The 25,050-nt window shown below is 63.6% G+C and carries 21 protein-coding genes; 7 read left to right on the forward strand and 14 right to left on the reverse strand.

Annotated features, from left to right (window positions below):
- Positions 1–46: 46 nt before the first annotated feature.
- Positions 47–2,272 carry a DNA internalization-related competence protein ComEC/Rec2 gene (locus VF716_RS01580; RefSeq protein ID WP_440551444.1) on the reverse strand — a complete coding sequence of 742 codons (2,226 nt, stop codon included), beginning with the start codon at positions 2,270–2,272 and terminating at the stop codon, positions 47–49.
- A 144-nt stretch (positions 2,273–2,416) separates the two neighbouring features.
- Here VF716_RS01580 and VF716_RS01585 point away from each other — a divergent pair, with 144 nt between their 5' ends.
- Positions 2,417–2,932: a DUF2062 domain-containing protein gene (locus VF716_RS01585; protein ID WP_011913748.1), complete on the forward strand. Its 516-nt coding sequence runs from the start codon at positions 2,417–2,419 to the stop codon at positions 2,930–2,932.
- 12 nt (positions 2,933–2,944) lie between these two features.
- On the opposite strand, the gene VF716_RS01590 is transcribed toward VF716_RS01585, so the two are convergent.
- From VF716_RS01590 to VF716_RS01600, 3 genes are read right to left on the reverse strand one after another with little or no spacing between them, the layout of a single operon-like run.
- Positions 2,945–4,189, reverse strand: a complete 1,245-nt coding sequence (locus VF716_RS01590) for a lipoprotein-releasing ABC transporter permease subunit (RefSeq protein ID WP_045632531.1) — start codon at positions 4,187–4,189, stop codon at positions 2,945–2,947.
- Positions 4,189–4,887, reverse strand: coding sequence for a lipoprotein-releasing ABC transporter ATP-binding protein LolD (gene lolD, locus VF716_RS01595; RefSeq protein ID WP_013983263.1), 699 nt, complete (start codon positions 4,885–4,887; stop codon positions 4,189–4,191). Before lolD ends, VF716_RS01590 begins: the two co-directional genes overlap by 1 nt.
- A 7-nt stretch (positions 4,888–4,894) precedes the next feature.
- Complete coding sequence (locus tag VF716_RS01600; protein ID WP_041771782.1) at positions 4,895–6,142, reverse strand: lipoprotein-releasing ABC transporter permease subunit; 1,248 nt, start codon at positions 6,140–6,142, stop codon at positions 4,895–4,897.
- A 32-nt stretch (positions 6,143–6,174) separates the two neighbouring features.
- Between VF716_RS01600 and VF716_RS01605 the strand changes: the two genes are divergently transcribed.
- Genes VF716_RS01605 through VF716_RS01615 form a run of 3 tightly spaced genes read left to right on the forward strand, consistent with a single transcriptional unit; the run spans position 6,175 to position 7,841 of the window.
- Positions 6,175–6,810: a PilZ domain-containing protein gene (locus VF716_RS01605; protein ID WP_014597110.1), complete on the forward strand. Its 636-nt coding sequence runs from the start codon at positions 6,175–6,177 to the stop codon at positions 6,808–6,810.
- Positions 6,811–6,813: 3 nt separating this feature from the next.
- Positions 6,814–7,122 (forward strand): hypothetical protein, encoded by a 309-nt coding sequence (locus tag VF716_RS01610; protein ID WP_014597111.1) that lies wholly within the window; start codon positions 6,814–6,816, stop codon positions 7,120–7,122.
- The gene (locus VF716_RS01615; RefSeq protein ID WP_011913754.1) at positions 7,119–7,841 is read left to right on the forward strand and encodes a glycerophosphodiester phosphodiesterase; all 723 of its coding nucleotides are present in this window, start codon (positions 7,119–7,121) and stop codon (positions 7,839–7,841) included. Before VF716_RS01610 ends, VF716_RS01615 begins: the two co-directional genes overlap by 4 nt.
- Before the next feature lie 144 nt (positions 7,842–7,985).
- Here the strand turns inward: VF716_RS01615 and sthA are convergent, their stop codons facing one another.
- The 10 genes from sthA to VF716_RS01665 form a co-directional block, all read right to left on the reverse strand.
- The gene (sthA, locus tag VF716_RS01620) at positions 7,986–9,380 is read right to left on the reverse strand and encodes a Si-specific NAD(P)(+) transhydrogenase (protein ID WP_011913755.1); all 1,395 of its coding nucleotides are present in this window, start codon (positions 9,378–9,380) and stop codon (positions 7,986–7,988) included.
- 144 nt (positions 9,381–9,524) lie between these two features.
- Entirely contained in the window at positions 9,525–9,752 is a 228-nt protein-coding gene (gene nqrM, locus VF716_RS01625; protein WP_011913756.1) for a (Na+)-NQR maturation NqrM, read from the reverse strand.
- Positions 9,749–10,672, reverse strand: a complete 924-nt coding sequence (locus VF716_RS01630; protein WP_014597112.1) for an FAD:protein FMN transferase — start codon at positions 10,670–10,672, stop codon at positions 9,749–9,751. The genes nqrM and VF716_RS01630 overlap by 4 nt, the downstream gene beginning before the upstream one ends.
- A gap of 127 nt (positions 10,673–10,799) precedes the next feature.
- Positions 10,800–12,026 carry an NADH:ubiquinone reductase (Na(+)-transporting) subunit F gene (nqrF, locus tag VF716_RS01635; protein WP_026006610.1) on the reverse strand — a complete coding sequence of 409 codons (1,227 nt, stop codon included), beginning with the start codon at positions 12,024–12,026 and terminating at the stop codon, positions 10,800–10,802.
- Between the two features lie 12 nt (positions 12,027–12,038).
- A complete protein-coding gene (gene nqrE, locus VF716_RS01640; protein WP_011913759.1) occupies positions 12,039–12,647 on the reverse strand; it encodes an NADH:ubiquinone reductase (Na(+)-transporting) subunit E in 609 nt (202 codons plus the stop codon).
- On the reverse strand, positions 12,647–13,321 hold the full coding sequence (locus VF716_RS01645) for an NADH:ubiquinone reductase (Na(+)-transporting) subunit D (protein ID WP_170801311.1): 675 nt from the start codon (positions 13,319–13,321) through the stop codon (positions 12,647–12,649). The genes nqrE and VF716_RS01645 overlap by 1 nt, the downstream gene beginning before the upstream one ends.
- Positions 13,318–14,112, reverse strand: coding sequence for a Na(+)-translocating NADH-quinone reductase subunit C (locus VF716_RS01650; RefSeq protein ID WP_011913760.1), 795 nt, complete (start codon positions 14,110–14,112; stop codon positions 13,318–13,320). The genes VF716_RS01645 and VF716_RS01650 overlap by 4 nt, the downstream gene beginning before the upstream one ends.
- Positions 14,105–15,316, reverse strand: coding sequence for an NADH:ubiquinone reductase (Na(+)-transporting) subunit B (locus VF716_RS01655; protein ID WP_011913761.1), 1,212 nt, complete (start codon positions 15,314–15,316; stop codon positions 14,105–14,107). The genes VF716_RS01650 and VF716_RS01655 overlap by 8 nt, the downstream gene beginning before the upstream one ends.
- Positions 15,317–15,319: 3 nt before the next feature.
- Positions 15,320–16,657 (reverse strand): Na(+)-translocating NADH-quinone reductase subunit A, encoded by a 1,338-nt coding sequence (locus tag VF716_RS01660; RefSeq protein WP_014597115.1) that lies wholly within the window; start codon positions 16,655–16,657, stop codon positions 15,320–15,322.
- 334 nt (positions 16,658–16,991) lie between these two features.
- On the reverse strand, positions 16,992–18,443 hold the full coding sequence (locus tag VF716_RS01665) for a glyceraldehyde-3-phosphate dehydrogenase (RefSeq protein WP_440551454.1): 1,452 nt from the start codon (positions 18,441–18,443) through the stop codon (positions 16,992–16,994).
- Positions 18,444–18,602: 159 nt separating this feature from the next.
- Between VF716_RS01665 and mfd the strand changes: the two genes are divergently transcribed.
- The 3 genes from mfd to VF716_RS01680 are packed head-to-tail and all read left to right on the forward strand — an operon-like array spanning position 18,603 to position 24,949.
- On the forward strand, positions 18,603–22,049 hold the full coding sequence (gene mfd / locus VF716_RS01670) for a transcription-repair coupling factor (RefSeq protein ID WP_213918030.1): 3,447 nt from the start codon (positions 18,603–18,605) through the stop codon (positions 22,047–22,049).
- Positions 22,050–22,568 carry a peptidoglycan binding protein CsiV gene (locus VF716_RS01675; RefSeq protein ID WP_011913765.1) on the forward strand — a complete coding sequence of 173 codons (519 nt, stop codon included), beginning with the start codon at positions 22,050–22,052 and terminating at the stop codon, positions 22,566–22,568.
- Positions 22,569–22,627: 59 nt separating this feature from the next.
- Positions 22,628–24,949, forward strand: a complete 2,322-nt coding sequence (locus VF716_RS01680; RefSeq protein WP_011913766.1) for a DEAD/DEAH box helicase — start codon at positions 22,628–22,630, stop codon at positions 24,947–24,949.
- Positions 24,950–25,050 lie beyond the last annotated feature (101 nt).

Consider the following 25,050-nt stretch of genomic DNA (forward strand, 5'->3'; position numbering starts at 1 on the left):
GCGCCACTCTAGCATAGGGTCACCGGGTCGCCGACGGCCGCCGTTCTCATTTTTCCCGCCAGAATCGTCGCTGCGAACGTTGTAGCCGAGGAGGCGAAAAGCTTCCCAGCTCTATGCGGATTGCGCCATGCAAGGCGGTGTCGTAGGCCCGGATGTCAAGGGTCTCGAGCCGCTCGACCACGCTTGGGTGTGGGTGGCCGAAGGCATTGTGCAGGCTGCGCGAGATCAGCGCGGCATGGGAGGCGACACCGCGCAGAAACGGTTCTGACGACGAGCTGCGGCTGCCATGGTGGGGCAGCAACAGCCAGTGCGATGGGGTGCGCTGTTCGCTTGCCAGCCATGCCCGCTCCGCGGCCTGGTCGATGTCGCCGGTGAGCAGGATCCGCTCACCATTGGCCTCGATTTGCAGCACGCAGGACTGCTGATTGCTGTCGCGTGCCATCTGCCATTGCCACAGACTGAAGCGCACATCGTTCCACTGCCAGCTGCGACCGCTTTCGCAATGTTCGGCGCCCAGATCAGGCGCAAGGCGCGACGGCTCGCCACTGACCACCCGATCAACCCTCAGCAACCGCTGAACCGCGTGCGCACCGCCCGAATGATCATTATCGGCATGACTCAGCAACAGCAGGTCCAACCGAGTCACGCCAAGGGTCCGGAGCGAAGGGACGACCACCCGCTCGCCCGTATCGAAGTCGCCTTGCTTCGGCCCGGCATCGTAGAGCAGTGCATACTCGCGAGTGCGTACAAGCACCGCCAGGCCCTGCCCGACATCCAATACCCAGACCTGCGCCCGGCCGTCTTGCACCTCCACACGAGGCGGGAATACCAGCGGCAATAGCAGCAGCAAACCCAGCGAACGCAGCGGAATACCCGCTGGCAGCAACAGCAACAGGACGCCCAGCCCGATTAACGCCAGCGCCCAGACGGGCAGGCCGACCGCAATCCAGGCGGGTTGCCAATTGGCTATCGCCGCCAGGACGTCGAACAGCAATGCCAGCGAATAGCCGACCACCGACAGCAGCGCTTCGCCAACCCCGGCCAGGGGCAGCAGGAGCGTACCGAGCAACGCAAAGGGCACGGTCAGACTCACCCAGGGTACGGCAAGCAGATTGGCCAGCGGCCCGCTCGCACTTACCGGCAATCCGAGGGCCAGCAACAGCGGAAGCAGACCAAGGGTGGCCGCCCACTGCGCCCGGGTCAGGGCCATCCACCAGCGCCATGAGCCGAGCCGCCCCGAGAACGCCAATGCCAGAACCGCCACCGCTCCAAACGACAGCCAGAACCCCGGCTGCAATGTCACCAGAGGATCGATCAGCAGGACGCCATCGAGCGCCAGCAGCAGCGGCAACCAGACACCCAGATGGCGAAAGCGCAATCGCCAGACAAGCACCACCGTCACCATCAGGCAGGCACGACGCACCGGCACATCGAAACCGGCCAGCCAGCCATAGGCCAGCGCACCGCTTAACGCCAGCCCGCACGCCCAGGGCAACCAGGGCAACCGCCGCGGCCACGCCCCCAGGCGAGCCAGCAATGCGACCAGACCATAGAGCAGCCCCGCCAGCATGCCGATGTGCTGTCCGGAGATGACCATCAGGTGGAGGGTGCCGGTGTCCTGCAACACCTGCCAGTCGCCGCGGCTCAAACCGGAATCGTCACCCACCACCAGTGCCGCGATGGCGCCCTGCCGATCGGATGCCGGAACGGCCATGAGCCGCGCCCGAAGCTGATCGCGCCATCCGTCGCTTGCCGTCGACGCCGTCAGGCGCTCGCCCGCCTTTATCGTGCCCGTGGCGCCGATGCGTCGCGCCAGCAACCAGGCTTCGTAATCGAAGGCGTGGGGATTGACCATGCCATGCGGTCGCTTCAGTCGCGCCGCCAGGCGCCAACGCTCGCCGGCTTGCAGCAGCGGACCGTCATACCAGGACAGCCGCACCTTCGATGGCAACCCGGCATGGCGCGATTGGATGTCGTCGAGCTCGAAGCGCACCACATTGCCGATACGGCTGGGCAACCCCACTACCCGCCCCTCGAGCCAGAACGTGCGACCGTCCATGGACGCCGGCAAGCGGTCGTCGATGGCGCTCTGGCTCTGGTAGCAGGCCCAGCTCAAGCCCAGCAGAAACAAGCCCGGCGCCACCCAGCGGTGACGCAGCAGGAGCAGCAGGCCGACAACCGCCAGCGCCGCGCAGAACCACTGCGCGGGCAAGGCAGGAAGGAAGCGTGGCAGGACCAGGCCCGCGGCGAGCGCAAGCATCCATGTGCGCATTTTCAGTCTCCAGAAATCCTTTCCGGACCGTTATCGAAGCGGGGCAATCTGTCGCAGGCGTAGACGTAATGTCACAAAACTACTGTCAGCGTCGCACCGCGATTCAAGGCATAATCGCCCCGCTGCTGCCTTCAGAGAACCTTCATGCCGCGTCGTTTTTTCAAACGCTACATGCCGCACCCCGATCGCATCAAGACTAACAAGTCCCTGCGTTTTCTCGGCGCGCTGATTCACGATCCCAATCTCTGGCATCTCAATCGACATTCGGTATCCCGCGCGATGGCGATCGGCTTGTTCTGGGCCATGATCCCGATGCCGATGCAGATGCTCGCAGCGGCCGTCTGCGCCCTGCCCTCCAGAGCCAATCTGCCGATCGCAGTGGGGCTGGTCTGGCTGACCAACCCGCTGACCATGCCGCCGGTCTTCTATTGCAACTACAAGATCGGCACCTGGCTGCTGGACACCCCGGCCTCCAGCATGCCGGCAGAACTGAGCCTGGCCTGGGTACGCTACATGCTGCAGCACAACTGGCAGCCGCTGTACCTGGGCTCCCTGGTCAGCGGGCTGGTGCTGGCGGTGCTCGGTTATGTATTCACCCAAGCCTACTGGCGGTGGTGGGTTGGCCGCAGCTGGCGGCGGCGGCAGAACGGCCGTCGTTGACGGCCGAGCCGGTCATTCGTAGCGCAGGGCCTCGGCAGGCTGGGTCTGCGCGGCGCGCCAGGCCGGGTAGATCGTGGCGAGAAAGCTCAGGGTAAGCGCCGCCAGCGATACCAGCACCACGTCATCCAGACGCAGCTCCGAAGGCAGCGTACTGATGAAATAGACGTCGGAGCTGAAGATGTGCTGTCCGGAGAGCCGTTCTAGCCAGGTCACCAGGTCGCTGACGTTCAGCGCGCCGAGCACACCCAGGATCACGCCAATCACGGTGCCGCTGAAGCCGATGATGCTGCCCTGGACCATGAAGATGGCCATGATCTGCCGCGGCGTCGCCCCCAGTGTCCGCAGAATGGCGATGTCGGCACGCTTGTCGGCGACCACCATGATCAGGGTGGCGATGATATTGAATGCGGCTACCGCGACGATCAGCATCAGAAGCAGGCCGATCATGGTCTTTTCCATCTTCATCGCGCTGAACAGGCTGCCCTGGGTGTAGGACCAGTCCTCCACGCGGTAGCCTTCGCCCAGCGTGGCCTGTACCTGTGCAGCCACCTCCGGCGCACGGTAGAGGTCGTCAAGCTTGAGTCGCACGCCCTGAACCTGTTGCGGCATCCAGCGATGGATCTGCGCGGCGTCGGCGCGATGGATCATCCCCAGACTGCCGTCCAGATCGGCGCCCACCTTGAACACCCCGACCACGTTCAGCCGCTGCATACGCGGTGTGACGCCACCGGGAGACGAACTGACCTCAGGGACGATCAACGTCAGCTTGTCGCCCAGCTTCAGCCCGAATCGCCGCGCGGTCATCAGACCGATGATCACACCGTACTCGCCGGGCTTGAGCGCATCCAGGCTGCCGCCGACCAGACGCTCACCAACGATGGACACCTGCGCCTCCGCCTGCGGATCGATGCCGCTGATCTGGATCGGTTGCATGCTGCCCTTGAACGACAGCATGCCTTCGAGCTGCGTCACCGGCGCCATGCCGACGATCTGCGGGTGTGCCGACAGGCGCGCGGCAACCGCCTGCCAGTCATCCAGCGGCTGCTCACCGATGACCGTCGCGTGGGGCACCATCCCGAGAATCCGCGCGCTCATTTCACGCTGGAAGCCGTTCATCACCGACAGGACCATGATCATCGCCAGCACACCCAGCGCCAGGCCGATCAACGAGGTCAGCGAGATGAACGAAATGAAATGATTGCGCCGCTTGGCACGGGTGTAGCGGCTGCCGATGAAAACGCTGATGGGCCTGAACATCATTCGGCCACCAGGCGCCCGTCTTCCAGCCGCAGCACCTGGTCCATCTGGGCGGCAAGCTGGCGGTCGTGGGTAACCACGAGAAAAGCGGTATGCAGCGAGGTGCTGAGTTCGAGCATCAGATCCTGAATGCCTTGCGCGGTGTGATGGTCCAGGTTGCCGGTTGGCTCATCGAGCAATACCAGTGCCGGCTCGTTGACCAATGCCCGAGCGATGGCAACGCGCTGTCGCTCGCCACCGGACAGCTCCGCAGGCTTGTGCTCCAGGCGATGGCCGAGGCCGACCCGCTGCAGCAGAGCCGACGCTCGCTGCCGCGCTTCCGGGATCGGCGTGCGCCCGATCAGCAGCGGCATGCAAACGTTCTCCAGCGCGGTGAACTCGGCAAGCAGGTGATGGAACTGATAGACGAAGCCCAATGCGCGGTTGCGCAGCAGCCCGCGATCCTTCTCGTTCAGCGCCGACAACTCCTCGCCGGCCAGCCAGACGCTGCCCTCGCTCGGCGTATCGAGCCCACCGAGCAGGTTCAGCAGCGTGCTCTTGCCCGAGCCGGAGCTGCCGACGATGGCCACGCGCTGCCCGGGGAACAGTTCAAGTTGCAGCCCGGACAGGACCTCCACCGATTCGGGGCCCTGCTCGTAGCGCTTGCCCAGGTTGCGGCAACTCAGCACCGCCTGCTTTTGCGAAGACAGCTCGTTCATAACCCGCTCACTCATAACGTAGCGCCTCTGCCGGCTGGGTGCGCGCGGCACGCCAGGCCGGATACAGGGTCGCGAGGAAACTCAGGATCAGCGCGGCGACGCAGACCTGGATCACATCGGCCGCCATCAGCTGGGACGGCAGGTAGTCAATGAAATACACGTCGGCACTCAGAAACTTGTGCCCGATCAGCCGCTCCAGCGCGGCGATCCAGCTGCTGACATTGACGGCAGCGAACATGCCGAGCAGTGCGCCGACCAGAGTGCCGACCACGCCGATCACCGTACCCTGGACCATGAAGATCGCCATGATCTGCTTCGGCGTAGCGCCCAGCGTGCGCAGGATGGCGATGTCGCCGCGCTTGTCGGTCACCACCATCACCAGCGTGGAGATAATGTTGAAGGCCGCGACCGCGACGATCAGCAGCAGCAGCAGCCCGATCATGGCCTTCTCCATGCGGATCGCCTGGTAGAGGTTGCCGTGGGTGCGGGTCCAGTCGCGGGAATAGAAGTCGTCACCGAGCTGACCGGCCAATTCCCAGGCGATACGCGGCGCCTGGAACAGATCGGCGAAGCGCAGGCGCAGCCCCTGCACCTGATCCGGCTGCCAGCGTTGCAAGCGAGCCATGTCGGCAATGTTGGCCAGGGCGACGTAACCGTCGATCTCGCCGGCACCGACATGGAAGATGCCGGTGACCGTGAACCGCTTCATGCGCGGAAACATGCCCGCGGGGGTCACGGTCACTTCCGGGGCGACGAAGGTGATCTTGTCGCCGACCGCAACGCCGAGCTTGGCGGCTGCCTTGTCGCCAATGACGATGCCGAACTCGCCGGGCTTGAGATCATCCAGCGAGCCTTCGCGGAAGAACTGGTCGATGATCGACACCTGTCGCTCCGCTTGGGGCTCGACCGCATTGATCAGGATCTTGGTCACCTGGCCCTGATGGGTGAGCAGCCCCTGGCTCTGGATGAAGGGCGCGGAGGCCAGCACCTGGGCATGCTGTTCGAGGCGTGCGCCCAGTGCCTGCCAATCGTTGATCGGCGTCGGGCTTTCGATGGTCGCGTGGGGCACCATGCCCAGCACGCGAGTGCGCATCTCATGATCGAAGCCATTCATCACCGACAGCACGACGATCATCACCAGCACGCCAAGTGCGAGCCCGATCATGGATGTCAGGGAAATGAAGGAGACGAAGAGACTGCGACGTCTGGCGCGTGTATAGCGCGCCCCGATGTACACGGACAGCGGTCTGAACATAGATCGACGGGTTCGCTGGCGGGGAAAACAACATGCAGCTGACGCCACCGCGGGGCCTGATACACTCTGGCCATCAACGCTACCCGGGTATCGCCATGCCGACACAAGACACTGAAGAACGCCGCGAATACTACCGTATCGAGGATCGCGTGGCACTGGAAATCATCCCGGCGAGCCACGACCACCCCGCCGGAAGCGAGCCTCTGCCTGCGCTGTTCAGCCTGCTCGGGGAGCTTCACCAGCTGGATTTCGAAGCACAGCACTTGTTACGCCAGATTGCCGAGAGCAACCGCACGCTGGCCAATTACCTCAAAGTACAGAACAAGCGAATCGAGCTGCTGGGGCAGGCATTGGCGCAGGACCTGCTGAAGGATCAGAGCGCACCGCAGCCGGTGGTGCTTTCCGAAGGCGGCATCAGCTTCGTCAGCGAACAGCCATTGGCGGAAGGCGAGGTCGTCACGCTGAAGTTGGTCCTGCTGCCGCAAGGGCTCGGCCTGCTGTTGCCGGCACGGGTGATCTACAGCACCGCGATGCAGGACGGGCGCTACGACATCGGCACCGAGTTCGAAGCGTTGACTGATGCACAGCGACAATTGCTTGCTCGGCATATCCTGCAGAAACAGGCGCTGGAGAGACGCCTGGCCCTGGAAAGCCTGCAAGGAGATTGACCAATGCGCCGCCTGGCGACCCTGCTGTTCACACTGACATTCAGCCCGTCGCTGTTCGCCGAAGAAATTCGCATACCCGTCGGCCAGCAAGGCCAGCCCGAGATGGCGATGCCCGCGCGTGGCGACTCCAAGATCAAGGTCCTGGACCGTTTCGGGCTCGCCGATGAGGAGCACCCGGCCGTTGGCCGGCCGCCGATCACCCGCTGGGATTATCGGGAATTCTCCGTATATTTCGAACGCGACCGAGTCATCAACAGCGTCCGACACCACCAGCGCGCTCAACCACCCGTGAAGGAAGATCAACAACCGTGACACTCATCTACGGCCACCGCGGCGCCAAGGGCGAGGCTCCGGAGAACACCCTGGCGAGCTTCGAGCAATGCCTGCAGCATGGCGTACGCCGCTGCGAGCTGGACCTGCACCTATCCCGCGATGGCGAGTTGATGGTCATTCATGATCCGACGCTCAAGCGCACCACCGGCCGCCGAGGCAAGGTTGCCCAGCACGATGCCGCGGAACTGGTGAAGTACGACGCCCGCCAGGGCGGCCCGGGCTGGAAGACGCCCTGCCCCATTCCACGGCTGAGCGAGCTGTTCGAGAAGTGCGATTTCGAGCACTGGCAGCTCGAAGTCAAGAGTGCTTCGCGGGTTCGCGCCGCACGCACGGTACTGGCGATCAAAGAGCTGGCCGAGCGTTATCAGCTCAAGGAGCGAATCACGGTCACCTCCAGTTCACGGGAGGTCCTGCGGGCTCTGAATCGACTGGCACCGGAAATCTCACGCGGACTGGTCGCAGAATACAACTGGCTCGACCCGCTCAAGGTGGCCCGTCAGCATGGTTGTGATCTGTTGGCACTGAAGTGGACGCTGTGCACCCCGGAACGCCTGGAGAAGGCAAGAAAGCAGGGCTTGCATGTTTCGGTCTGGACGGTGAACGAACCGGCGCTGATGCGGCGCCTGGCGGACTTCGGCGTGGACAGCCTGATCACCGACTATCCGGGCCTGGCGGTGAGCACACTGGCGCAGGCCTGACCGTTAGACCTGCGCCTGCGGCGACTCGGCAGCACAGGCGCTGCCGGATCGTCTCACCTGATCAGAAGCTCTCCCGGTTCGGCCAGTGCCAATCCCGGGAGTCCCAGCCCTCTCCAGCCGGCTCAGGCCGCCGGCCGGAGCCGCTCAAAAAAGCCGGTTGAGCCCGTCGAACGCCGCCACCCGATAGGCTTCCGCCATGGTCGGGTAGTTGAAGGTGGTGTTGACGAAGTACTTGATGCTGTTGGCAGGGCCCTTCTGATTCATGATCGCCTGACCGATGTGGACGATCTCCGACGCCTGGTAACCGAAGCAGTGCACACCCAGCACTTCAAGGGTTTCGCGATGGAACAGGATCTTCAGCATCCCCACCGGCTCGAAGGAAATCTGCGCCCGCGCCATGCTCTTGAAGAATGCCTTGCCCACTTCGTAGGGAATCTTCGCCTGGGTCAGCTCACGCTCGTTCTTGCCGATCGAGCTGATCTCCGGAATGGTGTAGATGCCCGTCGGCACGTCATCGACGAAACGCCATGAATCGTTCTCGACGATGCTCCCCGCGGCCGAGCGACCCTGGTCGTAGGCGGCGCTTGCCAGCGATGGCCAGCCGATCACGTCACCGGCCGCATAGATGTTGCCGATCTCGGTGCGATAGTGCTCGTCGACCTGCACCTGGCCGCGGCTGTTGGCCTTCAGACCGATATTCTCCAGGCCGAGCTTGTCGGTATTGCCGGTACGCCCGTTGCTCCAGAGGAAGGCGTCTGCCTTGATCTTCTTGCCAGACTTGAGGTGCAGGATCACGCCGTTCTCCAGCCCCTCGACCCGCTCGTACTCTTCGTTGTGGCGAATCAGCACGTTGTTGTTACGCAAGTGGTAGCTCAGCGCATCGGAAATCTCGTCGTCGAGGAAGCTGAGCAGCTGCTCGCGGTTGTCGATCAGATCGACCAGTACACCCAGGCCGCTGAAGATCGATGCGTACTCGCAACCGATGACACCGGCACCGTAGATGATCATCCGACGCGGCGTGTGGCTCAGAGTCAGGATGGTATCGCTGTCGTAGATGCGCGGATGGTTGAAATCGATATCGGCCGGCCGGTAGGGGCGCGAGCCGGTGGCGATGACGAACTGGTTTGCGACCAGCTTTTCCACCATGCCGTTGAGGCAGACCACTTCCACGCTCTGCTCGTCGGAGAAGCTGGCAGTACCGAAGAAGGTGTCGATGCGATTGCGCGCGTAATAGCTGGTACGGGAGGTGACCTGCTTGCTGATGACCTTTTCGGCGCTTTTCAGAACATCTGGAAAGGAGAACCAGCGCGGCTCGCCGATCTGGCGAAACAACGGGTTGGTGTTGTACTGCATGATCTGCCGCACCGAATGGCGCAGCGCCTTGGACGGGATGGTGCCCAGGTGCGTGCAGTTGCCTCCGACCAGCGGGCGGTTGTCTACCACGGCGACCTTGCGTCCCGCCTTGACGGCGTTCATCGCCGCGCCCTCCCCGGCTGGACCAGAACCCAGTACCACCACATCGTAGTTATAGACCGCCATATACACTCCTGAAAACGCAGCGAGGTACGCCGCTGCTGTCAACAAATTCGCCGAAGCCGAAACGCAAAAAGGTTCTGCGCGCTGTCAGTCGTCTCGCCGCGGCCACCGCCCCGCCTGGGCGGTCAGCTCGCGGCGACACAGAGTTCAGCGTTTGGTGGCGTCATAGGCGAGGTCAGTGGTGGCCGAGCGCTTCGCTTCGTTCACCTCCTCGCATTTCTCGCGGCTTCCACCGCAGATCGAACATTCCTTCTCGATGCCCAGATTGGCGATACCACCGCACGACCCTGCGATGGGCTTGCGCCCCATGATCACGCCGATGGCCATGCCGGCCACGACAAGTACCATTACCAGGAAAACCAGTAACCAGGTCATTGCTCTACTCCCGCACCGAACAGCTCATCGAAAGCCTTGGTGCTAGTTGTTGCGAAACCCTGTCCTTCACGGACGACGAAAAACGCGGCGATGGCGTTACGCTCAGCCAGCGCCAGACCCTGCTCGGGGCCTAATACCATCAGCGCGGTAGACAACCCATCCGCGCGCAAGGTCGACCTGTCGATCACCGTGACCGCAGCCAGGTGATGCTCGATCGGCCGGCCGCTCAGCGGGTTCAGCGTATGCGAATAGCGCCGCCCTTCCAGCTCGAAATAGTTGCGATAGTCGCCGGAAGTCGAGACGCCCATTCCGTCGAGCTCGATGATCTTCTGCGCTACGCGCTGATCGTCCCGGGGGGCCTCGATGGCGACGCGCCAGGGCGATCCGTCGGGTTTGCGGCCTTCGGCCTTGAGCTCTCCGGTGATCTCCACCAGATAGCTGCGCACGCCCAGTTCTTTCAGGCGATCGATCACACGGTCCACCGCATATCCCGCGGCAATGCTGTTGAAGTCCAGTTGCAGCGCGACCGACTTGCACAACTGATCGCCTTCGATACGCAGATGCCGATGGCCAGTCAGCGCTCGCGCCTCGGCAATCTCTTCCTCCGACGGAACACGCTCGCTGCGCCCCTGCGGGCCAAAGCCCCAAAGGTTGAGCAAGGGCTCGAGTGTAAGGTCGAATGCGCCGTCGCTGTCCGCCGACAGCTGGTCGCCCGCTGCGACCAATTCGCGCACCGCCTGCGGCATCGGCTCACAGGCTCCACCCGGCAAGGCATTGAAACGCTCGACGTCGGAATCGCTGCGATAGGTCGACAACTGCTTGTCGAGGTCGGCGAGGATGGCCTCGACCTCGCCATGCAGGACTTCCTTGGCCGGAACATCGCCGCTGCGCACGTACTTGATCGTATAGGTACTGCCCATGGTCGGCCCGGTGAAGGCTTCGACCTTGTCCTGAAACAGACAGCCCGTCAGGGCTGTCGCGAGAGCGACAGCGATGACGGGCTGGAGAGACGCGACAGCAATGGATCGGAGTGAAGCTCGGATCATGCTAGCCGCCGAAGTCGTCGAGCAGGATGTTCTCCGGCTCCACACCCAGGTCAGTGAGCATCTTGATGACCGAGGCGTTCATCATGGGCGGGCCGCACATGTAGAACTCGCAATCCTCCGGGGCCGGATGGTCCTTCAGATAGTTCTCGTACAGCACGTTGTGGATGAAGCCGGTCGGGCCGTCCCAGTTGTCTTCCGGCAGCGGATCGGACAGCGCCAGATGCCACTCGAAGTTCGGATTCTCGGCCTGCAGCTGATCGTACTCTTCGACGTAGAAGGCCTCGCGCATGGAGCGCGCACCGTACCAGAAGCTCATCTTGCGCTTGGACTTCAGACGCTTGAGCTGATCGAAGATGTGCGAACGCATCGGCGCCATGCCGGCACCACCACCGATGAAGACCATCTCGGCGTCGGTGTCCTTGGCGAAGAACTCACCGAAGGGTCCGTAGACGGTGATCTTGTCGCCCGGCTTGAGGCTGAACACGTAGGACGACATCTTGCCCGGCGGCACATCGTCACGACCCGGCGGCGGGGAAGCGATACGGATGTTGAACTTCACCAGACCGCGCTCTTCCGGATAGTTGGCCATGGAGTAGGCACGAATGACGGTCTCGTCGCACTTCGATACGTACTTCCACTGATCGAACTTGTCCCAGTCGCCGCGATACTCCTCCTGGATGTCGAAATCCCGATAACGCACTTCGTGCGGCGGACACTCCAGCTGGACGTAGCCGCCTGCGCGGAAGTCGACGTTCTCGCCTTCCGGCAGACGAAGCGTCAGCTCCTTGATGAAGGTGGCCACGTTGGGATTGGACTCCACCGTGCACTCCCACTTCTTCACGCCGAAGACTTCTTCCGGGACCTCGATCTTCATGTCCGCCTTGACCGGGGTCTGGCAGGACAGACGCCATCCCTCACCGGCCTCACGACGGGTGAAGTGCGACTCCTCGGTGGGCAGCATCTCGCCGCCACCGCTCTCGACGATGCACTTGCACTGCGCGCAGGTACCGCCGCCGCCACAGGCGGACGAAAGGAAGATGTTGTTGGCAGCCAGCGTCTGCAGCAGCTTGCCGCCGGCCGGCACGGTGATGGTTCGCTCACCGTTGATTTCGATGGACACGTCGCCGCTGGACACCAGCTTGGCGCGCGCAGCCAGGATGATCACCACCAGCGCAAGCACGATGGCGGTGAACATACCGATGGCGAGGAAAATTTCGTAACTCATCAGTTCGTCCCGTCCTTACAGCTGTACGCCAGAGAAAGACATGAAGCCCAGCGACATCAGTCCGATGGTGATGAAGGTGATGCCAAGCCCCTGCAGACCATCCGGCACGTCGCTGTACTTGAGCTTCTCGCGAATCCCCGCCAGCAGCGCGATCGCCAGCGCCCAGGACAGGCCGGAGCCCATGCCGTACACCACGCTCTCGCCGAGGTTGTAGTCGCGCTCGACCATGAACAGCGTGCCACCCATGATGGCGCAGTTCACGGTGATCAGCGGCAGGAACACGCCCAGCGCGTTGTACAGGCTGGGTACGTACTTATCGAGCGTCATCTCGAGAATCTGCACGATGGCCGCGATCACACCGATGTAGCTCAGCAGACCCAGGAAGCTCAGGTCCACTTCAGGCAGGCCGGCCCAGGCCAGCGCACCGCTCTTGAGCAGGTAGGTGTAGATCAGGTTGTTGGCCGGCACGGTGATGGTCTGCACCACGATGACCGCGATACCCAGACCGATGGCGGTTTCCACCTTCTTCGAGATCGCGATGAAGGTACACATGCCGAGGAAGAACGCCAGGGCCATGTTCTCGATGAACACGGCGCGGACGAACAGGCTGATGTAATGCTCCATTAGTAAGCCTCCTTGCTGGAGACTTGCGGCGCCATCTTGAAGGCAGGCTTCTCGACCTGCTCCTTCTTCCAGGCACGGATGCCCCAGATGAACAGGCCGATCAGGAAGAACGCCGAGGGCGGCAGCAGCATCATGCCGTTGGGCAGGTACCAGCCACCGTCATTGACGGCCGGCAGAATGGTGTAGCCCATCAGCTTGCCGGCGCCGGTCAGCTCGCGAATGATGCCCAGGGCGATCAGCATCGCGCTGTAGCCCAGGCCGTTGCCGATACCGTCGAAGAACGACAGCAACGGGGGGTTCTGCATGGCGAAGGCTTCGGCACGCCCCATCACGATGCAGTTGGTGATGATCAGGCCAACGAACACCGACAGCTGCTTGGACAGCGAGAAGGCATAGGCCTTGAGCACCTGGTCAACCAGGATAACCAGCGAGGCGATGATCACCATCTGCACGATCATGCGGATCGAGTTCGGGATCTGGCTGCGGATCATCGAGATGAACAGGTTCGAGAAGGCACAGACCAGGGTCAGCGCCACCGACATGACCAACGCGGTGTTGAGGTTGGAGGTCACCGCCAGTGCCGAACAGATCCCGAGGATCTGCAGGCCAATGGGGTTGTTGTTGAAGATCGGGTTGAGCAGTACTTCTTTCACAGTGGGTTGCGACATGATCAAGCCTCCCCAGCGCGCAGATTAGCGATAAATGGACCGAAGCCGTTCTCGCCCAGCCAGAACCGCAACAGGCTGTTGACACCGTTGCTGGTCAGGGTCGCGCCGGCCAGGCCGTCGACCTGATGATTGGCACGCGGGCTCTGCGGGTCGACCCCGCCCTTGACGATCTGTACGGCCAGCTTGCCGTTGTCATCGAACAGTTCCTTGCCCGGCCACTGGCCGCGCCACTTCGGATTGTCGACCTCACCACCTAGGCCGGGTGTTTCGCCGTGCTGATAGAAGCCGAAGCCCGCCACGGTATCCAGATCACCCTTGACGGCCATGAAGCCATAGAGGGTGGACCACAGACCGTAACCGCGCACCGGCAGGATCAGCGTATCGATCTCGCCTTCGCCCTGGCCTTCGACGATGTAGACAGTGCTGTAACGTTCACGACGCTTGATCGAGGCGATGTCCTGCTCGCCCGGCAGGGCCTTGGACAGCGCAGGGTCCTTGGCCGCGACCAGCGGATCGAAGGTCTTGGCGTCGAACTCGTCGCTGAACTTGCCGGTTTCCAGATCGACCAGACGCGCAACGATACGCTCGTTGAACAGCTGCTTGACCTTGTTCGCGGACATCCCGGCCTCACCCAGGCCGGCAATGGCCAGGATGCTGCGCTGCTTGTCCAGCAGGCGGTTTTCCTGCTGGGTCGGACGCAATGCCACGGCGGCACCGGCCACGAAGATGGAGCACACCAGGCAGACCAACAGGGCTACCGTCAGCGTGCGAACGGTGGATTCTTTCTGACTAGACATTACGTGCCAGCCTCCGCTTGATATTGGCCTGAATGACGAAATGGTCAATCAGCGGCGCACACAGGTTGGCGAACAGGATCGCCAGCATCATGCCTTCCGGGAAGGCGGGGTTGACCACGCGGATCAGCACGACCATGACGCCGATGAGGATGCCGAACACCCACTTGCCGGTATTGGTCATGGAGGCCGACACCGGGTCGGTCGCCATGAAGATCATGCCGAAGGCGAAGCCACCGACGACCATGTGCCAGTACCAGGGCATGCCGAACAGCGGGTTGGTCTCGGAGCCGATCAGGTTGAACAGCGTGCTCAGCGCAATCATGCCCAGCATCACGCCGGTGACGATGCGCCAGGAGGCAATCTTGCTGCCGATCAGGACGGCGCCGCCGATGAAGATGGCCAGGGTGCTGGTTTCACCGATCGAGCCGTGAATGGTGCCGACGAAGGCGTCCATCCAGGTGATGCCGCTGCTGATCACATTCTCGATGCCACCTGCGAAGCCCAGGCTCAGCGCGGTTGCACCGGCATAGCCATCGACCGCGGTCCACACGGCATCACCGGACATCTGTGCCGGATAGGCGAAGAACAGGAAGGCCCGCGCGGTCAGCGCCGGGTTGAGGAAGTTCTTGCCGGTACCGCCGAAGATTTCCTTGCCGATCACCACGCCGAAGCTGATGCCCAGCGCGACCTGCCACAGCGGGATGGTCGGCGGCAGGATCAGGGCGAACAGCACGGAGGTCACGAAGAAACCTTCGTTGACTTCATGCTTGCGGATCGAGGCGAACAGCACTTCCCAGAAGCCACCGACGATGAATGTCACCGCGTAGATGGGCAGGAAGTAGGCCGCGCCCTGGATGAAGTTGTCCCACAGGCTGTTGGGATCGAAGCCGGCAAAAGCACCGATCAGCGCAAAACGCCAGCCTTCCTGGGCAGCCAGCAGATCGGGGCTCTGTGCATAGATCAGGTTGGCCTGGTAGCCGGTGTTCCACATGCCGAAGAACATCGCCGGGAAGGTGCACAGCCAGACGGTGATCATCATGCGCTTGAGGTCGATGCCGTCGCGCACGTGAGCGGTGGTCTTGGTGACGCTACCGGGACGATAGAGGAAGGTGTCGGCCGCTTCGTACAGTGCATACCACTTTTCGTACTTGCCGCCTTTTTCGAAGTGATGCTCGATCTTGTCGAGGAATGCGCGAATGCCCATGCCTTAACCCTCCTTCTCGATGCGGGTCAGATTGTCCCGCAGGATCGGGCCGTATTCGTACTTGCCGGCACAGACGTAGGTGCACAGCGCCAGATCTTCTTCATCCAGCTCAAGGCAGCCAAGCTTTTGCGCCACCTCGGTGTCGCCCACGATCAAGGCACGCAGCAGCTGGGTCGGCAGCACGTCCAGAGGCATGACCTCCTCGTAGTTGCCCACCGGCACCATGGCGCGCGGACTGCCGTTGGTGGACGTGGAGAACGCGAACTTCTTGCCGCCCATCAGCTTGGAGATATAGATGTTGAGGATGGAGTGCTTCTCCACGCCGGCACGCATGTAGTGCAGCATCTCGCGCTCCTTGCCTTCGCGCAGGCACGACACCTGCTGGTGGTAGCGACCGAGATAGGCGAACGCGCCATGGGCGGTACGGCCGCCCAGCAACGAGCCGGATACGACGCGGTTGGCGCCAGGCTGCAGTTCGCCGGCAGTCAGCTCGTCGAGGTTGGCACCGAGGCGGGTGCGAACCAGGCGAGGATTCTCGACGACCGGGCCGCCCAGAGCGACGACGCGTTCGACCCACAGGCGTCCGCTGGTGAACAGCTTGCCGACGGCGATCACATCCTGATAACCGATGGTCCAGACGCTCTTGCTTGCACTCACCGGATCAAGGAAATGGATATGGGTACCGGCCAGGCCCGCCGGATGCGGGCCACTGAAGACCTCGACCTGCACCTTGGCCAGGGATTCGCCGGGCAGCGACGCGCCTGGGGCCTTGCACAGGAACACTTTGGCCAGGTTGCCCAGCACCTTGAGGCCTGCCTCGAAGGCTTCTGCCTGTTCGGCGATGATCACCGCAGGATCGGCCGCCAAGGGATGCGTATCGATGGCTGTCACGAAGATGGAGTTAGGCACCGCATCAACCGCCGGCACCTTGCTGAACGGACGCGTGCGCAGTGCGGTCCACAGGCCGGACTGCTGCAGGTTCTCGCGCACCTGTTCGCTGCTCAGGCCTTCCAGCTGGTCGGACGAGTAGCTCGCGAAGGTGATTTCGTCATCGCCCTCGAGGTCGATGACCACCGACTGCAGCACGCGCTTTTCACCGCGGTGCACTGCACTGACGACGCCAGCACCGGGCGCCGTGTAGTGAACGCCTTCGGACTTCTTGTCGGAAAAAAGGATCTGCCCCAGCTTGACCCGATCACCGACCTGCACAGCCATGGTGGGCTTCATGGTCGGATAGTCGAAGCCGATGACGGCGACGCTGCGTACGGGCCTTCCGGCCTCGATACGCTGCGTCGGCGCGCCGACTATGGGCAAGTCAAGCCCTCGTTTTATATTGATCATCGGTTTGCCTAACCACTGATTTTAGAAAGCTTTTTTGGCAGGCCCGGCGGCATGGCGCAAAGTAGGATTGCACTGCGCGCACCAATACGTTATTGGCGCGACACCATGTCGCGGACCCAGGTAAAAAATCCGCCCGATTATAGAGGTCGTATGCCTTGACTGACCACCCAGGTATTGCGGATTTTTGACTCGAGACAAGAGAACCAAAATTATCCCGACCGCACCCGGCCCCTGATCACCGACCGCTCAACCTCGCAGGATTTACGCTCGAACCGGTGCGCCAGAAACGCGAAACGGGAGCCAGGGCTCCCGTTTCTGCTTGCCACCGCGACGCTTAGCGCGGGAAGGCCGGCGGGTTGACCCCTGCCATGTCTTCCATCACACGCACCACCTGGCAGCTGTAACCGAACTCGTTGTCGTACCAGACGTACAGCACGACGCGGTTGTCATTGCAGATGGTCGCCTCGGCGTCCACTACGCCAGCATGGCGAGAACCAACGAAATCAGTGGATACAACTTCCTGCGAGTTGACGAAATCGATCTGCTTCTGCAGGTCAGAGTGCATGGCCATCTGGCGCAGGTACTCGTTGATCTCGTCGCGGCTGGTGGCCTTCTCCAGGTTCAGGTTGAGGATGGCCATGGACACGTTCGGCGTCGGCACGCGGATGGCGTTGCCGGTCAGCTTGCCCTTGAGCACCGGCAGCGCCTTGGCAGCTGCAGTGGCGGCGCCGGTCTCGGTGATGACCATGTTCAGCGCAGCGCTACGGCCACGGCGGCTGCCCTTGTGGAAGTTGTCGATCAGGTTCTGGTCGTTGGTATAGGAATGCACGGTTTCGACGTGGCCGTTGACGATGCCGTACTGATCGTTCACCGCCTTGAGCACCGGCACGATGGCATTGGTGGTGCAGGACGCCGCGGAGATGATCTTGTCATCGGCAGTGATGTCGCCATGGTTGATGCCATGCACGATGTTCTTCAGCTCGCCCTTGCCCGGTGCAGTCAGCACCACACGAGCGACGCCCGGACACTTGAGGTGCTGCCCCAGACCTTCGGCGTCACGCCACTTGCCGGTGTTGTCCACCAGCAGGGCGTTCTCGATGCCGTACTGGGTGTAGTCCACCGAGGCCGGATCGTTGGAGTAGATCACCTGGATCAGGTTGCCATTGGCGGTGATGGTGTTGTTCGCCTCATCGACGGTGATGGTGCCATCGAAGGGACCATGCACCGAGTCGCGACGCAGCAGGCTGGCGCGCTTGACCAGATCGTTGTCGGAACCCTTGCGCACGACGATGGCGCGCAGGCGCAGACCGTCGCCACCACCGGTCTTCTCGATCAGGATGCGCGCCAGCAGGCGACCGATGCGGCCGAAACCGTACAGCACGACGTCAGTACCCTTGTGCCCGGTAGCAGCGTGACGCTTGTCGGCGACCTCGGCCAGCTCTTCGCGCACGAACTGCTCGAGGCTGCGGCCGTTGCCGGCGTCCTTGTACTTGGCGACCAGCTTGCCGAGATCGACCGAGGCGGCGCCGAGGTTCATCTCGCTCATGGTCTTGAGGATCTGGAAGGTGTCGTGCACCGACAGCTCGGTCTCGTCGGCGATGCGGTGACGGGCGAAACGGTGCGCCTTGAGGATGGCGATCACCGAACGGTTGATCAGGCCACGGCCGTAGATCGAAGTCACCACGTTGTTGTTGCGATACAGCTGACCAATCAGCGGAATCATCGCTTCGGCGAGGGCTTCGCGGTCAATCCATTCACCAAGACACTGGTCGGGCTTCTGAGTCACGGGCAGTTCCTTCCAACATGTAGGGGCTGAGAAAAAGGGCTACATTATGACGGCGCACCCTAGCGCCGGCAATCTGCAGCGGACGAAACACTGACAGCCAAGCGCCTCGATAGTTACAATCCCGGCGGCCTATTTTTTCCATCGGAGCCACGCCCACTCGTGTCCGTCTTGCGCCTTCCCCCTCTGCCTGCCGCCAGCGGCAAGCAACATTGGGGCAATCTTCCAGGAGCCGCGCTGAGCCTGGCGATTGCCGAAGCAGCCAGCAACGCCAAACGCTTCACGCTCCTCCTCACCGCCGACAGCCAGAGCGCCGAGCGCCTGCAGGAAGAACTCGCCTTCTTCGCTCCGGATCTGCCGGTTCTGCATTTTCCGGATTGGGAAACGCTGCCCTACGACCTGTTCTCGCCGCACCAGGACATCGTTTCCCAGCGTATCGCCACGCTCTACCAGCTGCCTGAACTGAGCCATGGCGTGCTGGTAGTGCCGATCACCACCGCCCTACACAGGCTGGCGCCCAAGCGCTTTCTGCTCGGTTCGAGCCTGGTGCTGGATGTTGGGCAGAAGCTGGATGTCGAGCAGATGCGCCTGCGTCTGGAAGCGGCCGGCTATCGCTGCGTGGACACGGTCTACGAACATGGCGAGTTCGCCGTGCGTGGCGCGTTGATCGATCTGTTCCCCATGGGCAGCGCCCTGCCCTACCGTATCGACCTGTTCGATGACGAGATCGAAACCCTGCGCACTTTCGATCCGGAGAATCAGCGCTCCATCGACAAGGTGGAGTCGATCCGTCTGCTGCCAGCCCGGGAATTTCCGCTGAAAAAGGAAGCGGTCACCGGCTTCCGCGCACGTTTCCGCGAGCGTTTCGACGTCGACTTCCGCCGCTGCCCGATCTACCAGGACCTGTCCACCGGCATCACGCCCGCCGGTATCGAATACTACCTGCCGCTTTTCTATGAGGAGACGGCAACCCTCTTCGACTATCTGCCCGAAGACAGCCAGGTGTTTTCCCTGCCCGGCATCGAGCAGGCCGCCGAGCAGTTCTGGAATGACGTGCGCAATCGCTACGAGGAGCGCCGCGTCGACCCCGAGCGCCCGCTCCTGCCGCCGGCCGAGCTGTTCATGCCGGTGGAAGACTGCTTCGCCCGGCTCAAGCTGTGGCCGCGCGTGGTTGCCAGCCAGCAGGACGTGGAACCCGGCATCGGCCGCGAGCGCTTCCCTGCGCAGCCCCTGCCGGAACTGGCGATCGAATCCAAGGCCAGCGAGCCCCTGGGCAAGCTGCGCCAGTTCCTCGACGGCTTTCCGGGGCGCGTGCTGTTCACCGCCGAGTCCGCGGGGCGCCGCGAAGTGCTGCTGGAGCTGCTGGCGCGCCTGAAGCTGCGCCCGCAGGAAGTCGAAGGCTGGGGCGGGTTCCTCGCCAGCGAGGAGCGCCTGGCGATCGCCATCGCCCCGCTCGACGAAGGCTTGCTGCTGGACGAAGTCGCCCTGGTCGCGGAAAGCCCGCTGTTCGGCCAGCGCGTCATGCAACGCCGGCGTCGCGAGAAGAGTCGCGACGGCGGCGACAACGTCATCAAGAACCTCACCGAGCTGCGCGAAGGCGCGCCGGTGGTGCATATCGATCATGGAGTCGGCCGCTATCAGGGGCTGGTCACCCTCGAAATCGAAGGCCAGGCGCAGGAATTCCTCCTGCTGCAGTACGCTGACGAGGCCAAACTCTACGTGCCGGTCGCCAGCCTGCATCTGATCGCCCGCTATACCGGCAGCGACGACGCCCTGGCGCCACTGCACAAGCTCGGCTCGGAAACCTGGCAGAAAGCCAAGCGCAAGGCCGCCGAGCAGGTGCGCGACGTGGCTGCAGAACTGCTCGACATCTACGCCCGCCGCGCCGCGCGCCAGGGCTATGCCTTCAAGGACCCGCAGGTCGACTACGAAACCTTCGCCGCCGGCTTCCCCTTCGAGGAGACGCCGGACCAGCAGGCCGCCATCGACGCGGTGCGCGAGGACCTGTTGTCGGCCAAGCCGATGGACCGCCTCGTGTGTGGCGATGTCGGCTTCGGCAAGACCGAAGTCGCCATGCGCGCCGCCTTTATTGCCGTGCACGGCGGCAAGCAGGTGGCGGTACTGGTGCCCACCACCCTGCTCGCCCAGCAGCACTACAACAGCTTCCGCGACCGCTTCGCCGACTGGCCGGTGCGGGTCGAGGTGATGAGCCGTTTCAAGTCCGCCAAGGAAGTGCAGAACGCCATTACCGAGTTGGCCGACGGCAAGATCGACATCCTCATCGGCACCCACAAGCTGCTGCAGGACGACGTCAAGTTCAGCAACCTGGGCCTGGTCATCATCGACGAGGAACACCGCTTCGGTGTGCGCCAGAAGGAGCAGCTCAAGGCGCTGCGCAGCGAGGTGGACATCCTCACCCTGACCGCCACGCCGATTCCGCGCACGTTGAACATGTCCATCGCCGGCATGCGCGACCTGTCGATCATCGCCACGCCACCGGCGCGCCGGCTGTCGGTGCGCACCTTCGTCATGGAGGCCAACAACCCGACCATCAAGGAAGCGCTGCTGCGCGAGCTGCTGCGTGGCGGCCAGGTCTATTACCTGCACAACGACGTCAAGACCATCGAGAAGTGCGCCGCCGACCTGCAGGCACTGGTACCCGAGGCACGCATCGCCATCGGCCACGGACAGATGCGCGAACGCGACCTCGAGCAGGTGATGAGCGATTTCTACCACAAGCGCTTCAACGTGCTGGTGGCCTCGACCATCATCGAAACCGGCATCGACGTGCCCAGCGCCAACACCATCATCATCGAGCGCGCCGACAAGTTCGGCCTGGCCCAGCTGCACCAGCTGCGCGGCCGCGTCGGCCGTAGCCATCACCAGGCCTATGCCTATCTGCTCACCCCACCGCGCAAGGCCATGACCGATGATGCGCAGAAGCGTCTGGAAGCCATCGCCAACGCCCAGGACCTCGGTGCCGGCTTTGTCCTGGCCACCCACGACCTGGAAATCCGCGGTGCCGGCGAGCTGCTCGGCGAAGGCCAGAGCGGGCAGATCCAGGCCGTCGGCTTCACCCTGTACATGGAAATGCTCGAGCGCGCGGTCAAGGCCATCCGCAAGGGCGAACAGCCAAACCTGGAGCAGCCGCTCGGTGGCGGCCCGGAGATCAACCTGCGCCTGCCGGCATTGATCCCCGAGGACTATCTGCCGGACGTGCATGCGCGCCTGATTCTCTACAAGCGCATCGCCAACGCCGCCGACGAGGACGGTTTGAAGGAACTGCAGGTTGAGATGATCGACCGCTTCGGCCTGTTGCCCGAACCGACCAAGAACCTGGTGCGCCTGACCCTGCTCAAGCTGCAGGCCGAAAAGCTGGGCATCACCAAGATCGACGCCGGCCCGCAGGGCGGACGCATCGAGTTCTCGGCCGACACTTCGGTTGACCCGATGGTGCTGATCAAGCTGATCCAGAGCCAGCCGAACCGCTACAAGTTCGAAGGCGCCACGCTGTTCAAATTCCAGGTGCCCATGGAGCGTCCCGAGGAGCGCTTCAACACCCTGGAAGCGCTGCTTGAGCGGCTGGCGCCCAACGAGCAAGGTTCCTAGATGCCGCGTCGCTATCTGGCCCTGTTGTTATTGTGGCTGTCGCCGCAGGTGCACGCCGAGGCGCTGTATCGCGTGGAGCTGATCCTGTTCCGCCACGCCACGCCGCTGGAGGCCAGCCGGCACGCGCCTTACGACTGGGCGCGGCAAGCCCTGCCGCTGGAGCGCCGCGCCGAGCGGCAGCCGGCGCTGGAGCACATCGCCGCCCGGCTGACCCCGGAGCAGGGTTATCAGGTGCTGCTGCACCGCGCCTGGCAGCAGCCGGTCAGCGACGACGGCCCGGCCATCGCCATTCACCAGGGCCAGCGCCACTTCGAACACTATCCGATCCAGGGCACGCTCAAGCTGCGACCGGGCCGCTACATGCAGACGGACATGACGTTCTGGGTCAACCGCTTCGGCGAGTACGGCCAGCTGCTCGCCAGCGAACGCCTGACGCAGCGGGTCCGCCTGGTACCCGGCCGGCTGACCTACATCGATCACGACAGCCTCGGGCTGCTGATCGAGCTCAGACGGCTATGAGCCTGTCGCCTTTGCGGCCCCGGCGGCGGCATCGCATCCCAGCAGCGGGGGCCTGAACCGTGGCCCCAGCACTGCCTTCGCGCCCGGAGCGGCGGATCGACGATCTCGCACCGGTGCCGCTGCTCAGCCTGGGCAGCCATCTGGCGACCAACTACCAACCCGGCAACCGGCGCATGGTCAGCGAATACCAGCACCGGGCGGGCCTGGCGTTTCTCTATGGCTCAGCGCGCGTGCATGGCAAGCGCGACGGCGAGCGCATTCGCCATCCGGCGGACGACGAGCTCCAGCTCATCGCCCGCCAGCCGCAGGCCGAGCAGGCATTGCGCAAGCAGCTGGAGCAGCTGGGCTTCCGTCCCGCGTTGCGCCAGAGCCTGGCCTTGCCGAAGGAGTCGGCGGAGATGTTCCAGCTGCCCGGCGAAGAAGCCTGGATCAGGTTCGTCCAGCAGCAGCTGCCGGAGCTGCGTCGCCAGGGCTGGCAGATCGACATTCACCCGGGCTTCGCCTACGACCTGACCGCCATCGACGCCTGGTACGCCGAGATCGACGAGTCCGCGGCGGACGACTGGTTCGACCTCGACCTCGGTGTCGTCGTCGACGGCCAGCGCATCGGCATACTGCCCGTGCTCCTACGCCTGATCCGCCAGAGCCCTCAGCTGCTCACGCCGCGAGCACTGGCCCAGCGGGGCGATGACGAGCAGCTGCGCGTGCAGCTGGAGCGACGCGACGGGCAACCGCTGCAGGTGGCTCTGCCCTTCTCCCGCATCAAGCCGATCCTGGCGACGCTTGGCGAACTCTATATGCGCGAGCCGATGGATGGCCCCGCGCTGCGTCTGAGCAAGGCCGACGGCGCGCGCCTGGCCGGCCTGGAAGGCCTGGCGCCGCACTGGCGCGGGGGCGAGCAGCTGCGTGCATTCGCTCGACGCCTGCACAGCCCTGGCGCCCAGCCCGGCCAGCCACCCGCCTCGCTGAACGCCACCCTGCGGCCCTACCAGCTGCAGGGCCTGGCCTGGATGCAGACCCTGCGCGAACTGGGCGCCGGCGGCATCCTCGGTGATGACATGGGCCTCGGCAAGACACTGCAGAGCCTGGCACACATCCTCGCCGAAAAGCAGGCCGGACGCCTGGACCGCCCCGCGCTGGTGGTGATGCCCACCAGCCTGATCCCCAACTGGCAGGACGAAGCCAGCCGTTTCGCCCCGCGCCTGCGCGTGCTGACGCTCACCGGCAGTGGTCGGCAGAAGCACTTCGCCGGGATCGCCGATCACGACCTGCTACTGACCAGCTACGCCTTGCTGACACGCGACATCGCCGTGCTGCGCGAGCAACCGCTGCATCTGCTGATCCTCGACGAGGCGCAGCACATCAAGAACCCCTCCAGCAAGGCCGCCCAGGCGGTGCGCGAGCTGCAGACCCGGCAACGGCTGTGCCTGACCGGTACGCCATTGGAAAACCACCTGGGCGAGCTATGGTCGCTGTTCCACTTCCTCATGCCCGGCTGGCTCGGCGATGCGCGGCGCTTCACCCAGGATTACCGCAACCCCATCGAGAAGCATGGCGACGAGGCCCGTCTGGCACATCTGCGCGCGCGCCTGCGGCCGTTCCTGCTGCGCCGCACCAAGGAACAGGTGGCCACCGAGCTGCCGGCCAAGAACGAGTTCGTCCACTGGGTCGAGCTGTCGCCCGCCCAGCGCGAACGCTACGAGACGCTACGCCTGGCCATGGACCGCAAGGTCCGCGAAGAAATCGAGCGCAAGGGCCTGGCACGCAGCCAGATGGTCATCCTCGAGGCGCTGCTCAAGCTGCGTCAGGTCTGCTGCGATCTGCGCCTGCTCAAGGGCGATGCCGTTGCGACGTCTCGCGGCAGCAGCTCGGGCAAGCTGGACAGCCTGCTGGACATGCTCGACGAGCTGATGAGCGAAGGACGCCGCGTGCTGCTGTTTTCCCAGTTCACCTCGATGCTGGCGCTGATCGAACAGGCGCTGCTCAAGCGCGGCATCACCTACGTCAAGCTGACCGGCGAGACCGACGATCGACGCACGCCGGTCGAACGCTTCCAGGCCGGCGAAGTGCCGCTGTTTCTCATCAGCCTGAAGGCCGGCGGCACCGGACTGAACCTGACGGCCGCCGACACGGTGATCCATTACGACCCCTGGTGGAACCCCGCTGCCGAGAACCAGGCTACCGACCGCGCCTATCGCATCGGGCAGGACAAGCCGGTGTTCGTCTATCGTCTGATCACCCGCGGCACCGTCGAGGAGCGTATCCGCGAGCTGCAGGCGCGCAAGGCCGAGCTGGCCGCCGGCGTGCTGGAGGGCAGCGGTGAAGGCGGCTGGCAGCTGGCCGAGCAGGACATCGAAGCGCTCTTCGCGCCGCTGCCTTGAGCCATGCCTGGCGAAGTTGTGACGCCGACAAGCGCAGCATTTCGCGCTTTGCCAGATCATCGCCACCTCGTTTAACTTCTCACCAGACGACGGCATGGCCG

It is taken from the genome of Stutzerimonas sp. Brlt_14, assembly GCF_051948915.1.
Taxonomy (GTDB): Bacteria; Pseudomonadota; Gammaproteobacteria; order Pseudomonadales; family Pseudomonadaceae; genus Stutzerimonas; species Stutzerimonas stutzeri.

What these genes read in the sequence shown, in the direction of transcription:
- VF716_RS01655 (WP_011913761.1), bottom strand. Translation starts at nt 15,316, where the DNA reads ATGGGCATTCGCGCATTCCTCGACAAGATCGAGCATCACTTCGAAAAA.
- nqrM (WP_011913756.1), bottom strand. Translation starts at nt 9,752, where the DNA reads ATGACCTGGTTACTGGTTTTCCTGGTAATGGTACTTGTCGTGGCCGGC.
- VF716_RS01600 (WP_041771782.1), bottom strand. Translation starts at nt 6,142, where the DNA reads ATGTTCAGACCGCTGTCCGTGTACATCGGGGCGCGCTATACACGCGCC.
- VF716_RS01610 (WP_014597111.1), top strand. Translation starts at nt 6,814, where the DNA reads ATGCGCCGCCTGGCGACCCTGCTGTTCACACTGACATTCAGCCCGTCG.
- VF716_RS01585 (WP_011913748.1), top strand. Translation starts at nt 2,417, where the DNA reads ATGCCGCGTCGTTTTTTCAAACGCTACATGCCGCACCCCGATCGCATC.
- VF716_RS01590 (WP_045632531.1), bottom strand. Translation starts at nt 4,189, where the DNA reads ATGTTCAGGCCCATCAGCGTTTTCATCGGCAGCCGCTACACCCGTGCC.
- VF716_RS01605 (WP_014597110.1), top strand. Translation starts at nt 6,175, where the DNA reads ATGCAGCTGACGCCACCGCGGGGCCTGATACACTCTGGCCATCAACGC.
- VF716_RS01630 (WP_014597112.1), bottom strand. Translation starts at nt 10,672, where the DNA reads ATGGGCAGTACCTATACGATCAAGTACGTGCGCAGCGGCGATGTTCCG.
- sthA (WP_011913755.1), bottom strand. Translation starts at nt 9,380, where the DNA reads ATGGCGGTCTATAACTACGATGTGGTGGTACTGGGTTCTGGTCCAGCC.
- VF716_RS01660 (WP_014597115.1), bottom strand. Translation starts at nt 16,657, where the DNA reads ATGATCAATATAAAACGAGGGCTTGACTTGCCCATAGTCGGCGCGCCG.
- nqrE (WP_011913759.1), bottom strand. Translation starts at nt 12,647, where the DNA reads ATGGAGCATTACATCAGCCTGTTCGTCCGCGCCGTGTTCATCGAGAAC.
- VF716_RS01650 (WP_011913760.1), bottom strand. Translation starts at nt 14,112, where the DNA reads ATGTCTAGTCAGAAAGAATCCACCGTTCGCACGCTGACGGTAGCCCTG.
- VF716_RS01675 (WP_011913765.1), top strand. Translation starts at nt 22,050, where the DNA reads ATGCCGCGTCGCTATCTGGCCCTGTTGTTATTGTGGCTGTCGCCGCAG.
- VF716_RS01580 (WP_440551444.1), bottom strand. Translation starts at nt 2,272, where the DNA reads ATGCGCACATGGATGCTTGCGCTCGCCGCGGGCCTGGTCCTGCCACGC.
- lolD (WP_013983263.1), bottom strand. Translation starts at nt 4,887, where the DNA reads ATGAACGAGCTGTCTTCGCAAAAGCAGGCGGTGCTGAGTTGCCGCAAC.